The organism is Actinotignum schaalii (assembly GCF_028864145.1).
Lineage (GTDB): Bacteria > Actinomycetota > Actinomycetes > Actinomycetales > Actinomycetaceae > Actinotignum > Actinotignum schaalii_B.
Genome location: NZ_JARBHJ010000032.1, coordinates 1 through 15,750, shown reverse-complemented (window position 1 = coordinate 15,750; position 15,750 = coordinate 1). Strand labels below are relative to the sequence as shown.

The following is a 15,750-nucleotide window of genomic DNA, read 5'->3' as shown; positions in this document are numbered from 1 at the left end:
GCTACTTCTCCGCGAATTCATGTCGTAGCTCCGCGCTAGGGTAAAAATCATGACAGCACGGCATATTCCGCGGCCCGGCACCCGGGTCGATACCGAACCTATTGAGGTGTATCGGTCCGGCCACATCTTGGCTCCCCGCCAGTTGGAATTTGCGGATCTGGGGACTCCTCTGGATGAGGTTACTTTCGTGGTGGTAGATGTGGAAACCACCGGAGGGAGGCCCGGGGCGCATGCGCTCACCGAAATTGGTGCGGTGAAAGTGTGCGGAGGGGAGGTGGTGCAAGAGTTTTCCTCACTCGTCAATCCCGGGGTCCCCATCCCGGCCCAGATCACCGTGCTCACCGGAATCACCACCGCGATGACGGTGAGCGCTCCCCCGCTGCATGAAGTTCTCCCCGCTTTTCTCAATTTCCTTGGCCCCACCGCCCCGGTGCTCGTGGCGCATAATGCCCGCTTCGATATGTCCCATTTGCGCGGAGCTTGCGAAGCGATAGATATGGCGTGGCCGCGGCTGCGCGTCCTCGATACCCTCGGACTGGCGCGGCGCCTTTTCAGCCGCGATGAAGTTCCCAATCACAAACTAAGCACCCTGGCGGGATACTGCCGGGCCGCGGTGCAACCAAGCCATCGTGCCCTCGATGATGCGCGGGCTACCGTGGATGTGCTCCACGCGATGATCGGGCGGCTCGGCCCGCTCGGTGTCACACATATCGAGGACCTGCTCACCGCCTCCAACCCGGTTCCGGCCCGCCGGCGCCGCCGCGCCGTACTCGCCGATCAGGTACCGCACAGCCCGGGCAGCTACCGTTTCATCGGCCCGAATAACGAAGTACTGTACGTGGGCAGCTCCGGGAATATGTACCGGCGGGTACGCCAATATTTCACCGCCGCGGAAAAACGCCACCGCATGGCGGAGATGGTGGACCTGGCCACCCGGGTAGAAAGCACCCCAACCGCCACTCTCCTCGAGGCACGGGTGGTGGAGCTGCGCGATATTACTCGCTTCGATCCGCCCTATAATCGCCGCTCACGCCGCCCCCACACCCGCACCTGGATCAGCCTCGATACCACGCCCGTGGCACGCCTGAAAACTACGCGCAGCTGTTCGGCAACGGAGGTGGCAAACTCACTAGGGCCTTTCGGCTCCCGCACCGCCGCCCGGCGCGCCGCCGAACTCATCGGCGATGAAGCCGGGCTCAACCCTGCCGGCCTCAACGTGCCACGCAAGGCCGATCTGAGCGATTGCCCGTGCCACTTCGTTTCCCACGCACCTTGCGCGTTGGCCCCGCGGGGCACCGTCAATACCGGGCCAGTAGCCCTCGCTCGCGCCCGACGGCTGTTAGCTGGTTCCCTTGCCGAAGTATGGGACCACCAGATGGCCCGCATTGCCCGCCTGGCCGCCCAGGAGCGTTTCGAAGAAGCGATGGTGGAGCGCGACCGGCTTTTGGCGCTTCTCACCGCAGCCCAGCGGCGGGACTTGCTGGTTCCGCTGTGGCGGGCACGCTGCGTCGTCGCCGCGTCTAAGCGTGAGGATCACTGGGAAATCATCCTCGCGAGTTACGGCAGACTGCTTGGTACCGCAACTGTCAGCGAAGCCCGCGATGTTCCCGAACATGCCGCAGAGCTCCGCAATGCAACTCCCCTGCTTGCGGCTCCCGCCCGCGCCGCCGAGCACGCGCACCCGGAGGAAACCCAGCTCCTTGCCGCCTGGCTTACCGATCCGCGCTCGCGAGTACTCGCCGTCGAGGGCGAGATTCCCCTCGCGGTGCCCCTCACCTCAGCCCATCGTTTCCCGACTTCCTTCCCGGGCGGGGAAGAATCGCCCGGCTTGGCTGAGCGCTAAACCTCCCCCATTCTCGCCACCTATGTGCCGGACACCACATATACTGATGATATTCGCATTCAATTACTGTTCGGAGATTCCGAACATATCTAAGCGGGGTGGCACCGCGATGCCGCCCAGAATTGGAGTATGAGAATGGCAACCTACACCCTCCCCGATCTTCCCTACGATTACGCGGCACTCGAACCGCATATTTCCGCAAAGATCATGGAGCTCCACCACGATAAACACCACAAGACCTACGTTGACGGGGCCAATAAAGCCCTGGAGAACCTTCGCGAGGCTCGCGAGAAGGGCGATTTCGCGGCAGTGAACCAGTACACGAAGGATTTTTCCTTCAACCTGGGCGGCCATATTAACCACTCGATTTTCTGGACCCTGCTCTCCCCCAACGGCGGCGGACAACCGGAAGGCGAGCTTGCCGAAGCAATCAAGGATTCCTTCGGTGATTTCGCTACCTTCCAGAAGCAGTTCACGGCCGTGGCCACCGGCATCCAAGGCTCGGGCTGGGCGGTGCTCGGCTACGATTCCGTGGCCGGCAAACTGGTGATCTACCAAATGTACGACCAGGCCAATAATGTGCCTGCCGGGGTGCTGCCCGTTTTCCAGCTCGATATGTGGGAGCACGCCTTCTACCTTGACTACCTCAATGTCAAGGCCGATTACGTCAAGGCGATCTGGAATATTGTCAATTGGGATGAAGCCGGGCAGCGTTTGGCCACCGCCCAGGAGCAAGCCACCGGCCTCCTCATTCGCAAATAACTCACGCACACACCGCGCCGGCGCTATTCATAGATACGCGCGACATCCTTCCTAGATAGCACGAAGGGCGAGGCTCCTCTACTGAGGTACCTCGCCCTTACGCTATCCGGGCCATTTTGGCCCTATCCGAAACCGCCGGTGACCACCCGGTAGCTATCCGGCAACTACCCGCTAGCTACCCGGTAATCACCCGCTAGCTACACCGCCGAAAGAATGTCCACTACCACGGCGATGGCCTGGGCCGGATTATCCTTATTCGGCACGCTCAGCAGAACTCGTGAGCCAACCGGCACCCCGGCCAGAGGTGCGAAAATCTGCTGGGTGGAAGGAACCGAGCGCGGCCCGGCCGGGTAGTTCGCAGTTGTGGGAACCCAGGTATTTTCCGCGTGGGCGTTATCCCATTGGGCGGCCGCGAACTGGAGCACATAGGTGCCCTTCTCCGGGAGCGGAGCCCCGCTACCCCGGGCAATAACCGTGGCCTTGAGCTCCGCGGGAGCTTCTGCCCCTTCTTTCACCCGGATCTCGGTAATGGGCTGGCCCAGCTCACCCGTGTATTCCACCGGGAGCGCATCTGCGGGTGTTTCCACCGTGGCACCGGCCTCGCCCGTGCTCTTAGCATTCCAGGCATCCAGAATTTCCACGTAGAAAGCAATGGTATCGGTTGCTCCGATGGACCCATCCTGGGTACCGCCCGAGGGGCCGTACCCCCACTTGGCCGGGATGGACAAAATCAGCTTGTCCCCCACGTGGGCCTTGGCCAGAGTGTGACTCCAGCCCGGGATCACCTGGGCGAGCGGGAAGGTAGCCGGGGCGTTACGCGAGTAGGAAGAATCAAAAGGCTCGTTCTTCCCCCACACTTGGCCCACGTAATTGACCTTGGCTACCGCATCAGCGCCCAATTCCGCGCCGCTACCCTGTTCCAGCACCCGCACCCGCACATCCGCGGGAGCTTCCCCCTTCGGGAACTCCAGCAGCGGTGCCTGCGCCGTACCACCCAGGGACGGCATGCCCTCCTCCGAATACACAATCTCAGGTGTTTCCCCGGGGGCGGGGCTTTCTACCGTACCGCTTGCCTCAGCGCTCGCGGATTCCGAAGCAGCCGGTGTTGAGCTAGCTGCGCCGTCGTTCCCACCCGAACATGCCGTAAGGCCGCACGCGAGCAAGGCTGCCGTGCATCCCGCAAGAATTTTCTTTCCCATCAATGTCACTTTCTTCGTCCCGTCCGCGCCGTTCGAGCACGCCACGGCCTTCGCGTACCCGCGCTTAGCGGCTTTCGCCCTGACCCAGCTTTTCCAGGAGAAGCGCCTCCGCCAGAATAGCGTTGCGCCAATCACCCAGATGCAGAGATTCGTTATGAGCGTGAGCGCGTGCATCCGGATCTTCCACGCCGGTCACCAAAATCTCCGCCTCCGGGAATACCTCCGCGAGGTCAGAAATGAAGGGAATGGATCCACCCGTTCCGATATCCACCGATTCGTGACCGAAGGCTTCGCTGAGCGCTTCGCGGGCCAGATGCATGATGGGGGTATCCTCCCCGGCCTTGAAACCGGAACCTGCTTCCGCAACTTCGGTGACCACAGTGGCCCCGAAGGGTGCCTGCGCTTCGATGTATTCGGCCAGCAGTTCGCCGGCGCGCTGCGGATCCTGACCGGGGGCCACGCGCATGGACAGGAAGGCCCGCGCGGAGGGAATCACAGTATTGGAGGCTTCTGCGGTGGAGGTAACATCCATGCCGATAACGGCGATGGAGGGTTTCGTCCACATGCGCGAATTGAAGGATCCGGTTCCTAGCAGCTGCATGCCGGGCAGAATCGCGGCATCGCGGCGCAGGTGCTCTTCTTCGTAATCGACGTCGGCGTCGTCCCAGGCATCCAAACCGGGAACCGCAACGTCACCGTTCTCGTCGTGCAAAGTCGCGATAATCCGCGCGAGGGCGGTCACCGCATCGAGGGTGGGCCCGCCGTACTGGCCCGAATGCACGCCGTGAGTAAGGGTGGATACTTCCACGCCCAGGCGCACAACGCCGCGCAAGGAGGTGGTCAGGGAGGGCACCCCCACCTTCCAGTTACCCGAATCGGCCACCACAATAGCATCAGCCTGGAGGCGATCACGGTAGGTTTCCAGGAAAGCGTGGAAGGTAGGCGAACCGATTTCTTCTTCACCTTCAATAAAGAGGGTGACGTTCACGGCCAGGTCATCACCGAGGGCCGAGATCGCCGCCATGTGGACAAGCACACCCGCTTTGTCGTCAGCGGTGCCCCGCCCGTACAGCCGCCCGTTCTTTTCTACCGGCTCAAAGGGATCGGATTCCCATCCCTCCAAGGTTCCCTGCGGCTGCACATCGTGGTGCGCGTAGAGAAGAATGGTGGGCTTATCATCCCCAACGTGCTTATGGGCGAGAATTGCCGGACGGCCCTTCCCCTGGGGCGTTTCCAATTCAATAATATCGACGTCGAAGCCGCGTTCGCGGGCCATGCGCGCCACGAATTCCGCAGATTCACGCACTTTAGCCTGGTCAAAAGCGTCAGCGGAGACGGAGGGGATACGGACAAGGTCCTCAAGCAAAGCGCGATGGACGGGCAAGGCCTCATCTACGCGCGCAACAAGATCACTACTCATACGTCCTAGGGTACCGGGTTCGCGCCCGCGCCCGCGCGGGCGGGTGCTGAACGACGACGGCGCCGGCCGTGCGCATGCGGCAAACGGAGCGGCCGCGGGCCGTGCACGCGCACGTAATGGACAGGACGGTCGCGCGCGAACGGTTAGACTATTCTCGTTCAAGGCATAGTTGGCGACGACGCAGGAGTTGAGATGGCATTCGGCCGCAAGAAAGAGGCACTAGAACAGGCGCAAGAACAGGCAGCCCCCGCCCCTACTCATCCCAAGGGATACACACCGGGCAAGGGAGTTCCCACCCCGAAGCGCAAGGACGTGGAGGCACGCCACCGCCGGCCGATTATTTCTGACAAATCCTCCATGACGCGCGAGGAAAAGAAGGCCCGCAAGGCCGAGGAACGCGCCCGCTCGTCCGAACGTTGGGAACGCGAACAAACCGCGATGAAAACGGGGGATATTCGGAATATGCCCCTCGCCCACGCGGGTGTGCAGCGAGCTTTCGCGCGCGATGCGCTTGATTCGCGTTTCCAGTTCTCCTCGCTCATGCTTGGCCTCGCCATCATTATGATCGTGGGCGTGTTCACCCTCACCCGCTATCCGCTGGTCTTCAATGTATTTGTTATTACCTGCTACGCGGTCCTGGTGCTCATGGCCTTGGAGGCGTGGTGGCGCGCCCGCCAGGTTCGCACCCTGGTGGAATACAAATTCGGGGAAGATAAAACTCCGGATCGTCTGGTCGGGCAGATGATGTCACGCGGCTTCACCCCGCGGCGTTGGCGTATGCCCCGCCCCATGGTGAAATTCGGTGAGTATCCCGAGGGCGGCACTCCCGCTGACCTGAAGAAGGCGCGGGAAGCGAAGAAAGAAACCAAGCGCGCCGCTAAGAGCTAGGCCCGTAACTCAAAAATTAGACCTCGGTGCCGGGGCCCAGGTGCGGGCGCAGGGGCGCGGGCGAAAATCTAAAGATTGCAACGAAAGCTCTAAAGATTGCGCTGGGCGATGCTGGCTGGCCGCGACCACATGATCCAGGCCAGCCCGGCAATGGCCCCGAGGGTAGGAAGGTAATAATAGGTGGCTCCGGCCTGGTACCAGGGGCTCACCTGGTGGAAAAGATCAGGAATCACCACGCCCACCACGGCCATCACAATATTGGCACTCCAGCAAGTGGTGGCCACCCAGCGCATCCGCCGCCCGTTGTGGAGTGAGCCAGCGCAGGCAAGCACCCAGACGAGCGCTGCAACCAGCGTGGTAGCCATGCGCCCGGGATAGCCCAGTTGAAAATCTTCGGTGCCCGCGACGATGGCACGCCACACGAAAATAGCGGCCCCCAGGCTCAGCGCAATGAGGAGGAAGAGAGGCCAGCCCACGGCGGTGCGCCTCTCGTCTCGAATCATTTCACTAGTCACCTGGCTCCTCCCAGAATCCTGCACTGGCTGTGCGTCTCCTTCGCGGGATCGACCGCGGAGACGACGTACCATCATAAACCTTTAAGCGCGCCGGTGCTCCGCATTCCAACGACGTACCGACTCGGGGTAGCCGGTGCGGTTAATTTCGTAGAAAGGTATGCCCAGTTCCCGAGCAAGTTGCGCTCCTGCCGCCAGATCGGGCACCCGCCGGCGGGTCCACTCCCCCGTGCGAGCAACGAGAAGAAGAGCTGCTGGCTCACGCGGAGTTTCCACCTCAAAATAGGCTTCCACCCCCGCGCGAGTCTCGATGAAATCGGCGAAGTGTTTCGCCGTCGTCGAACGGCGAACACCGCCGTGAGCAGCACGGGAACGGGAGCGACGCGAAAAAAGACCCATACGGTGATTTTAGCGACCCTCGCTGGGAGCGTGATGCGTTCCAGATAACACCTCGGCATGGCAGAATATAGGTATAGCGGCTCTTGTACCGCATTCCAAAATGTTGTATTGCGAAGGGAAATCCTGTGGCAGAAACGAAAGAGTACGACGTCGTCATCCTCGGTGGCGGCAGCGGCGGCTACGCGGCCGCGCTTCGTGCCGGTCAGCTGGGCCTGACCGTTGCTCTCATTGAGGCTGACAAACTCGGCGGTACCTGTTTGCACCGCGGGTGCATCCCCACCAAAGCACTGCTGCACGCCGCTGATGTTGCCGATGAAATGCGCGAAGGCCCCTCCATCGGTGTGAAGGGCTCTTTTGAGGGCATCGATATGCCTACCTTGCAGGCTTACAAGAATGGCGTTATCGAAAAGATGTTCAAGGGCTTGACCGGCCTGGTCTCCTCGCGCGGAGTTGAGATTGTGCAGGGCTGGGGCAGGCTTGTTGCGAAAGACACCATCGCCGTTGATGGCGTGCACTACCGCGGCAAGCACGTGGTGCTTGCCTCCGGCTCCTATTCGAAGACCATCGGCCAGGAGATCACCGGCCGTGTGCTCACCTCCACCGAAGCACTGGAGCTGGGTGAAGCCCCCGGATCTGTGATCGTGCTGGGCGGCGGAGTCATCGGGGTGGAATTCGCCTCCGCGTGGCGCTCCTACGGGGCAGAAGTCCAGATTATTGAGGGCCTGCCGCACCTGGTCCCCAATGAGGATCCGGAAGTTTCCAAGAATCTGGAACGCCAGTTCCGCAAGCGCGGAATTAAATTCGCCACCGGAACCATGTTTGATCACCTCGAACAGACCGATCATTCCGTCAAGGTTTTCACCCAGGACGGCAAGGAATTCGAGGCGGATTATCTACTCATCGCTATCGGGCGCGGTCCGGCCACCGCGAACCTCGGCTACGAAGAAGTCGGGGTAAAGATGGATCGTGGTTTCGTCCTCACTGATGAGCGGCTGCGCACCAACATTGATGGAGTCTACGCGGTGGGCGATATTGTGCCCGGCCTCCAGCTGGCACACCGCGGTTTCCTCCAGGGTATTTTCGTTGCGGAAGATATTGCGGGTCTCAACCCCAAGGTGATTGACGAAACGAAGATTCCGCGCGTGACTTTCTGCACCCCGGAAATCGCCTCGGTCGGCCTCAATCAGGACAAGGCCGAGGAACAATACGGCAAGGAAAATATCACCACCGCCACCTTCAACCTCACCGGTAATGGCAAGTCCCAGATGCTGGGTGCGGCCGGTTTCGTTAAGCTGGTCGCGGTCAAGGACGGCCCCATCGTGGGCTTCCACGCCATCGGGGCACGTATGTCCGAACAGATCGGTGAAGGTGAACTCATGGTGGCCTGGGAAGCTTACGCGCAGGACTTCGATGGTCTTATCCACGCCCACCCCACCCAGAACGAAGCAATCGGCGAAGCGGCACTGGTCCTCGCGGGCAAGCCGCTCCACAACCACTAAATCGAGGGAGAAAACTCTATGTCTGAACCGTTGAAGATGCCCGCCCTGGGCGAATCCGTCACCACCGGTACCGTGACCGCCTGGCTCAAGCAGGTGGGCGATACCGTGTCGCTCGATGAGCCGATTGTCGAAGTGTCCACAGACAAGGTCGATTCGGAAGTTCCCTCTCCCGCGGAAGGTGTTATCGAACAGATCCTCGTCCAGGAAGACGAAGAAGTTGAAGTAGGTGCCATCCTCGCCTATATCGGTGATGGCTCCGGCGTGGCTGCTCCGGCGGCTCCCGCCAGCAACGCGGCCCACGCGGAAGAAGCGGCCCCGGCTGCTGCTCCGGCGGCACCGGCCCCCGCTCCGAGCGCTCCTGCACCAGCAGCTCCCGCCCCGCAGCAGGGCGGCTCGGCTACCACCGGTGTGGAAGTGAAAATGCCGGCCCTGGGTGAATCGGTTAGTGAAGGAACCGTCACCTCGTGGCTGGTGGCCGAAGGTGAGGAAGTCGAAGCCGGCCAGCCCATCGTGGAAGTCTCCACCGATAAGGTCGATTCGGAAGTTCCGGCCCCGGCCGCTGGCACCATTCAGAAGATTGTGGTCCAGGAAGATGAAACGGTTGCGGTGGGTACCGTGATCGCTTATATCGGCGACGGCGCAGCCGCGCCCGCTCCCGCGGCTCCCGCCGCCGGCGCGGCCCCGGCTGAAGCACCGGCCGGTGTGGCAGCGGTCCAAGAACCGGCTTCCGGTACCCCGCAGCACGGCACCCCTGCCCAGCAGGAAAACCAGGCGCATACGCCGGATCTGGATTCGGCTGCTGCCGGTACCGGATTCTCCGAACCCGATGCTTATATCACCCCGATCGTGCGGAAGCTGGCCAAGGACTTGAACGTGGATCTCTCCGCGGTCAAGGGCTCCGGCGTGGGTGGGCGTATTCGCCGCCAGGATGTGGAAGAGGCAGCCGCTGCCGCACAGAAGGCCGCGGAAGAAGCCGCGCGTGCCCAGGCTGCCGCTTCTCAGCCGGCCCCGGCCGCAGCTGCGGCCCCCGCCCCGGCAAAGAAGGCCACGCCGAGCGCGCCTTCCGCTGAGGCGGCTCAGCTGCGTGGTACCACCGCGAAGATGACGCGCCTGCGCCAGACCATCGCCAAGCGCATGGTGGAATCCCTCCAGATTTCGGCGCAGCTGACCACCGTTATCAAGGTGGATGTCACGAAGATCGTCAAGCTTCGGGAAGCCAATAAGGCTGCTTTCGCAGAACGTGAAGGCACCAAGCTGACCTACCTACCCTTCTTCGTCAAGGCTGCTGTCGATACCCTGAAGAACCACCCGAAGCTCAACGCCACCATCAAGGACAACGAAGTGGAGTACTTCGATTACGAGAACATCGGCATCGCGGTGGATACCCCCAAGGGCCTGTTCGTCCCGGTGATCAAGAACGCCGGTGATCTCAATATCGCGGGCCTGGCACGCGCCATTAACACCGGTGCCGCCAAGGTACGCAATGGCGAAGCCGCGGTTGATGACCTCACCGGCGGTACCTTCACCATTACGAATACCGGCTCTAACGGCGTCATGTTTGACACCCCGGTCATCAACCAGCCGGAGGTAGCCATTCTGGGGATCGGTGCGATTATGCGCGAACCTGGCATCGTCAAGGATGCGGACGGCAACGAATCCATCGGTATTCGTTCCTACCTCTACCCCGCCATCACGTACGATCACCGTTTGGTCGACGGTGCAGATGCGGGCCGCTTCCTCAAGGAGTTCAAGGCTCGCCTGGAAGAAGCCGATTTCGAGGGTGCGTTCTAAGGAACTCGGTTAGTGGGCTACTCAGCACCTGGGTAGCAAAGTAGCTTACTAACACAACCTCGGCCGCACGCGTGACCGCGCGTGAAGATGCTCCCCGGTTTCGATAGTGCTCATGGGCATTATCGGAACCGGGGAGCTTTCGGGTTAATAGACGGGTTAATAGGGTTAATAGACAGTCGGAGCTGCACGAACCGTGCCCGGAAACAAAGTCCGAGGGAGAGCACCCTTTCGGGATGGTTTCGTGTCCTTTACGCGCATCCTGTGGGAGGCGATGTCCCGCACTCGCACTTTACCTAGCCGGGCTGCCTGGCTGACCCGCGAATCTGGAGCACTGCACCGGACCACCGCGCCTGAGCATTGCGCTGTATCACCGCGCTGAAACGCTGATTGGGGCCTGTGCCACCCACCGCCTTGCCTCGCCGCCCGCCGCGCCGCCTGCTGCCTTGCCTCGCCGCCCACCGCCTGCCGCGCCGGCGGGGAGGGGGTGTTTTCCCGGGATGTACTGCGCATGTACGACAAGCGCAGTACAGTTATGAAAACAGAGCCCCCTCCCCAGAGGCCGGTGTGACTATTGAAGTTCGTGAAACCCATGAGACTCTCGCGGGAAGGCAGCCGCGTTTGCCCGAAATCAAAATGCAACGGCAGCTACATTAAGAAATTGTTTTGATGTCGTGGGGTTGCTTTTTGTGGGGCGCACTGTCGTGGGGTTGCATCCTGTGGGACCCACTGTCGTGGGGTTGCATTCTGAAGAGCTGCCCGTCGAGATGTTGCTTTTTATGGGGCCCACTGTCGTGAGGTTGCTTTTTGTGGGGGCCTCCTGCCGGGAGGGCGCATCCTGGGGGCTTCACTGTTGGCGCGTTGCTATTTATGGGTATTACCGCTCGCATCGTCCACGCTTGCCCATGTCGAGCGAGTGACCACGGCAGGGCCAGCTAACAGTATGCACGTGGGTAACAGTTTTTTCTGCGGTTCTATATCCGTGACCTACATTCTGCGTCCCTAACACTCCACAACGCACCGGCCCTGGATGCGACTAACCCGCCCTGGATGCGACTAACCCGCCCCGGTATCGCTACCGCAAACCTGTTGTTGCTAAGCCTGTACTTGGGGTGTCGTTTAATCTTACGAACACGCCTGGTGATGTTAGTAACCGGTCAATTGTCTCGGCGGTGATAAACACAGGCGGCCCGCTTACAAACACGGGTGAACCGCCACAATCCGCCACGGCTGTGGACTCAGCTGCCACCGCGCACACCGCTCCGGTTGCGGCCCGACAGTTTCCCCGTTGGCAAGCACGAGGCGCCGCTGCACGGTGATGACCTCAAGGAGATCCTCCCCCACCCACGCCGCTTTCCGCACCTCGGTTTCCACCTTCGCAATCGGAGAGGTTTCCAATGCGCTGCGCAACTGTGCATCTACTGCCGCCGCGGCGCCCTCCGGAACGCTCAAGCTACTCAAAGAAGCGGTATCACCAGCAGTGAGTGCAGCATCGCGAGCCGCTACCAGCTGGCGGGCCACCGCCAGCGCTTCCGGCTCCCGACCGCCGCGAAGCTCCGCATTGGCCGCCTGCTGCGGGCCGGTGCGCGCCTCCTTCATACCGGGAACAAGAGCACCGAGAACCATTCCCGCGAGTATGCCCGCGACCATCCCGAAAACGCATAATCGCACCAGGAGAGCCACCGGCTTCGTCTTCCCTTCCCCGGACATAGGGACAGTTCACCACCACCGCCCCATCCCGTCCAGGGACCATCCACAGGCGAGCTTGCCGCGGCGTCGTTTTCCACAAGTCGCACGGGTCAGCGGCGCTCCTCAAGCTGCCCACAGGCGTGAGATTGGGCCCGGTGCTCAACAAAGCCGGCGCTATCGTCTAGAATCGACGGGGACTATCGAGAAGGATTTAAAAGGAATCAGATGGCACAGGATAAGAACAAGGGCGCGAAGAAGAAGCCGGGCTTTTTCAAGACTCTGCGTGACGCATTCACCATCGCGAAGCGTACCTACCGGCATCTAGGCTGGTGGCTTGCCCTGGCCGGGCTCGCGGGCCTGGGGATCGGCATTCTCCTCGGCTTCCTTACGAAGAGCTGGATCGCGTGGACCGTTTTCGGTATTCTCCTCATGCTCCTGCTCCCCATGCTGCTTCTCACCCGGGCGGTGCGGTCGGCCAGCTACGCGCAGCTAGATGGCATGCCGGGGGCAACCTCCGCGATTCTCGATTCGTTGCGCGGCTCGTGGGTCAAGCAAACCGAACCGGTACGTTTCAACGCGCGCCACCAAGATTTCGTTTTCCGGCTCATCGGGCGGCCCGGCGTGGTTCTCGTCGCCGAAGGCCCTATCTCACGCACCCGCAAGCTCATTGATGATGAGCGCCGCGCTATTCGCCGGGTAGCACCGAATGCCCCGGTGCACGCTATTTTCATGGGTAATGGCGAAGGCCAGGTTCCGCTCGCCAAGCTCGAGCGGGCTATTAAGAAGCTTAAGAAGGAAATTTCCGCCCAGGAAGTTTCGGCCCTGTCCCAGCGCCTCGACGCATTGGGGAATAAGGCGCTCAATATCCCCAAGGGCATTGATCCCACTAATATTCGCGCTAATCGGCGGGCCCTGGGCGGCCAGTAGGCCGCGCCGCCGTCGTACATATTCAACGCAATTTTCGCTATCCGCCCGGGGAATTCCACACGAGTTCCGCCGGGCGGAGGCGTGTCCGCAGGTTTTTGAGCAGGGCGTAGCGCGCTAAAATACATGGGGTAAACCGCACCGCTAGCCGAGCCGCGCGCCGGGAGGAGTCCACCATGTTCACAAGTGTCGCCGAAGCTGCCGAGTTTATCGCGGAGCACGAAATCCAGTTCCTCGATATTCGTTTTTGCGACCTGCCCGGCGTTATGCAACATTTCACGGTGCCCGCCACCCAGGCAACCGCGGAAAAAATGAACGAGGGCTACATGTTTGATGGCTCCTCTATCCGCGGATTCACCTCGATTCACGAATCGGATATGAAACTGCTCCCGGATGTGTCCACCGCTTTCGTGGATCCTTTCCGCGCGGAGCCCACCCTCATCATGAATTTCAACGTGGTGGATCCCTATACGGATGAGCCCTTTGCGCGCGATCCGCGCAATGTTGCCGAACGTGCCGAAGCCTACCTGCGTTCCACGGGAATTGCGGACACGATTTCAGTGGGTGCGGAAGCAGAGTTTTATTTATTCGACGACGTACGCTATGACACCGCGGTCAATCATTCTATGTACGTCATCGATTCCAATGAGGGATCGTGGAATTCGAGCCGGCCGGAGCCGGGCGGGAATACCGGCTACAAGATTCCGCACCAGCAGGGTTATTTCCCGGTGGCACCGGTGGATGCCAATGAGGATGTACGCGATGTCATGTGCCAATATTTGGCGCAGGTGGGCCTGGATGTGGAACGCGCCCATCACGAAGTGGGTGCGGGCGGCCAGCAGGAAATTAACTACCGTTTCAATTCCCTGCGCGCCGCGGCAGATGACCTCATGAAATTCAAGTACGTGATTCGCCGGGCCGCCGATGAATGCGGGAAAACTGCCACATTCATGCCCAAGCCGCTTTTTGATTCAGCCGGCTCGGGGATGCACTGCCATATGTCGCTCTGGAAGGATGGCCAGCCGCTTTTCCATGATCCGCGCGGCTACGGCCAGCTTTCGGACCTGGCCCGCTGGTACGTGGGCGGCCTGCTGGCGCACGGGAAGGCACTCGCGGCCTTCACCAACCCCTCCGTGAACTCGTACCGGCGCCTGGTTCCCGGTTTCGAAGCTCCCATTAATTTGGTCTATTCGGCGCGCAACCGCTCAGCCGCGATCCGGATTCCGCTCAGCGGAAATTCTCCGGCCTCCAAGCGTATTGAATTCCGGGTTCCCGATCCCACCGCTAATCCCTATCTGGCTTTCTCCGCCGAGCTCATGGCGGGCCTGGACGGCATCCGTAACCGGATCGAACCGCCCGCCCCCATCGACAAGGATATTTACGAGCTACCTCCGGAAGAATACGCGGATATCGAGACGATCCCCGCCTCCCTCGATGAGGCTTTGGCCGAGCTGGAAGCCGATCACGATTTCCTTCTCGAAGGGGATGTCTTTACGGAGGATTTCATCGCCACCTGGATTAAGTACAAGATGGATGCGGAAGTCACGCCCCTGCGCGCCCGCCCGCACCCTTACGAATTCGAGCTGTACTACACGCTCTAAACGGGCTACCCGCTCTCAAGGGGCGCGGGCTACGTATCCCGCCCGTAAAAAACATGTTCCACGGCGGTGCGGGCATGGCGTGCGGCCCGGGCGCGCCGGTCGAGGACATCGGCGGCGTGCCCGGCGCCCAGGATCGCGGCCATACGTTCGCGTTCGCGCGGATCACGCGGAATGACCTGGGCGGCACTCCCGGTCCGGCCGGTAGCCACAAAGGCGGCCTGGCGGAGTGCACTGGCAGCCCGCCAGCCTTCCAGCAGGGCATTTTCCTGCGCCGCGGTGATGAGCCCGGCGGCACCCGCCGCCCGCAGCGCCTCCCCCGTTCCGGTCACCCGAAGCTGCGGATAGGCCGCCGCGTGCTCAAGCTGAAGGAGCTGCGCGGTCCACTCCACATCCGCACTCCCACCCGGGCCTAGTTTGAGATGAGAAGCCGGGGCCACTCCCCCGGGGATTCGTTCCTTTTCCACCCGCACTTTCATGAGCCGGATAGCGGTACGCCGCGCCTCATCCCAGTGTGCCGGGTAGCGCAGCGGGGCGATCATCTCCACGAAACGTTCCCCGAGCGCGCGATCCCCACCCACCGGGCGGGCCCGCAGCAAAGCCTGGAATTCCCAGGGCTCGGCCCAGGCCCGGTAGTACTCCGCGTAGGAATCCAGGCGCCGGGCCAGCGGCCCGCTCCGGCCCTCCGGGCGCATATCCGCGTCCACGGCTAACGGCGGTACCCCGCCCGTTTCCTGTTCCACGCGCATGAAGGCCCGGGCCAGCGCATCGGCATATCCCGCGGCCGCCTCGGGTCCATCCCAGACGAACATCACATCAGCATCGGAGGTATAGCCACATTCGCGTCCGCCCAGGCTCCCCAAACCGATCACCGCAAAAGAAACCTCGGGCTGGCTATCCGCCGCACTATTTTCTGCGACGACGGCGCACTTGGCCGCGCGCACTCCGGCTTCCACCGCGCATTCCACAGCGTTACTCACCGCGCCCGCCACCTCATCGGGCCCGAGCAGCCCGAGAGCCTGGGCCATGGCGGTGCGCAGCACCTCGCGCCAGCGCAACCACCGGCCCGCCCCGGCGATCTCCTTAGGGCTGCTGCGCCGCTCAAGAAGCGCGTCCAGCTCCCCGGGGGGGGGGGGGGGGGGGGGGGGGGGGGGGGGGGGGGGGGGGGGGGGGCCCCCGCGGGGGGCGGGCGGCGTCGGGGTGTTAGGGGGCTGGCTCTGCGGCACGCG

13 protein-coding genes are annotated in these 15,750 nt (G+C 62.0%); 7 read left to right on the top strand and 6 right to left on the bottom strand.

Annotated elements, in window-relative coordinates:
• Positions 1 to 49: 49 nt before the first annotated feature.
• A complete protein-coding gene (locus PWJ82_RS07555) occupies positions 50 to 1,843 on the top strand; it encodes a DEDD exonuclease domain-containing protein (RefSeq protein ID WP_274736069.1) in 1,794 nt (597 codons plus the stop codon).
• Between the two features lie 135 nt (positions 1,844 to 1,978).
• Positions 1,979 to 2,605 carry a superoxide dismutase gene (locus tag PWJ82_RS07550; RefSeq protein WP_274736085.1) on the top strand — a complete coding sequence of 209 codons (627 nt, stop codon included), beginning with the start codon at positions 1,979 to 1,981 and terminating at the stop codon, positions 2,603 to 2,605.
• Positions 2,606 to 2,802: 197 nt separating this feature from the next.
• Here the strand turns inward: PWJ82_RS07550 and PWJ82_RS07545 are convergent, their stop codons facing one another.
• The gene (locus PWJ82_RS07545) at positions 2,803 to 3,804 is read right to left on the bottom strand and encodes an FKBP-type peptidyl-prolyl cis-trans isomerase (protein ID WP_126134788.1); all 1,002 of its coding nucleotides are present in this window, start codon (positions 3,802 to 3,804) and stop codon (positions 2,803 to 2,805) included.
• A gap of 64 nt (positions 3,805 to 3,868) precedes the next feature.
• Positions 3,869 to 5,224 carry a dipeptidase gene (locus PWJ82_RS07540; RefSeq protein ID WP_126134787.1) on the bottom strand — a complete coding sequence of 452 codons (1,356 nt, stop codon included), beginning with the start codon at positions 5,222 to 5,224 and terminating at the stop codon, positions 3,869 to 3,871.
• Positions 5,225 to 5,416: 192 nt separating this feature from the next.
• Here PWJ82_RS07540 and PWJ82_RS07535 point away from each other — a divergent pair, with 192 nt between their 5' ends.
• Entirely contained in the window at positions 5,417 to 6,112 is a 696-nt protein-coding gene (locus PWJ82_RS07535) for a DUF3043 domain-containing protein (protein WP_274736067.1), read from the top strand.
• An 89-nt stretch (positions 6,113 to 6,201) separates the two neighbouring features.
• Here the strand turns inward: PWJ82_RS07535 and PWJ82_RS07530 are convergent, their stop codons facing one another.
• Entirely contained in the window at positions 6,202 to 6,627 is a 426-nt protein-coding gene (locus PWJ82_RS07530) for a hypothetical protein (protein WP_274733661.1), read from the bottom strand.
• 81 nt (positions 6,628 to 6,708) lie between these two features.
• Complete coding sequence (locus PWJ82_RS07525) at positions 6,709 to 7,023, bottom strand: oxidoreductase (protein ID WP_274736065.1); 315 nt, start codon at positions 7,021 to 7,023, stop codon at positions 6,709 to 6,711.
• Positions 7,024 to 7,148: 125 nt separating this feature from the next.
• On the opposite strand from PWJ82_RS07525, the gene lpdA reads away from it, so the two are divergent.
• Together lpdA and sucB are read left to right on the top strand one after the other, a co-directional pair.
• Positions 7,149 to 8,522 (top strand): dihydrolipoyl dehydrogenase, encoded by a 1,374-nt coding sequence (gene lpdA / locus PWJ82_RS07520; protein WP_274733664.1) that lies wholly within the window; start codon positions 7,149 to 7,151, stop codon positions 8,520 to 8,522.
• An 18-nt stretch (positions 8,523 to 8,540) separates the two neighbouring features.
• Positions 8,541 to 10,313, top strand: a complete 1,773-nt coding sequence (gene sucB, locus PWJ82_RS07515; protein ID WP_274733665.1) for a 2-oxoglutarate dehydrogenase, E2 component, dihydrolipoamide succinyltransferase — start codon at positions 8,541 to 8,543, stop codon at positions 10,311 to 10,313.
• A 1,191-nt stretch (positions 10,314 to 11,504) separates the two neighbouring features.
• On the opposite strand, the gene PWJ82_RS07510 is transcribed toward sucB, so the two are convergent.
• Positions 11,505 to 12,020, bottom strand: a complete 516-nt coding sequence (locus PWJ82_RS07510; protein WP_274733667.1) for a hypothetical protein — start codon at positions 12,018 to 12,020, stop codon at positions 11,505 to 11,507.
• Between the two features lie 204 nt (positions 12,021 to 12,224).
• Here PWJ82_RS07510 and PWJ82_RS07505 point away from each other — a divergent pair, with 204 nt between their 5' ends.
• Positions 12,225 to 12,926 (top strand): DUF4191 domain-containing protein, encoded by a 702-nt coding sequence (locus PWJ82_RS07505; RefSeq protein WP_274736064.1) that lies wholly within the window; start codon positions 12,225 to 12,227, stop codon positions 12,924 to 12,926.
• A gap of 173 nt (positions 12,927 to 13,099) precedes the next feature.
• Complete coding sequence (gene glnA / locus PWJ82_RS07500) at positions 13,100 to 14,524, top strand: type I glutamate--ammonia ligase (protein ID WP_126134779.1); 1,425 nt, start codon at positions 13,100 to 13,102, stop codon at positions 14,522 to 14,524.
• 29 nt (positions 14,525 to 14,553) lie between these two features.
• Here the strand turns inward: glnA and PWJ82_RS07495 are convergent, their stop codons facing one another.
• Positions 14,554 to 15,747, bottom strand: coding sequence for a hypothetical protein (locus PWJ82_RS07495; RefSeq protein ID WP_274736084.1), 1,194 nt, complete (start codon positions 15,745 to 15,747; stop codon positions 14,554 to 14,556).
• Positions 15,748 to 15,750: the final 3 nt, after the last annotated feature.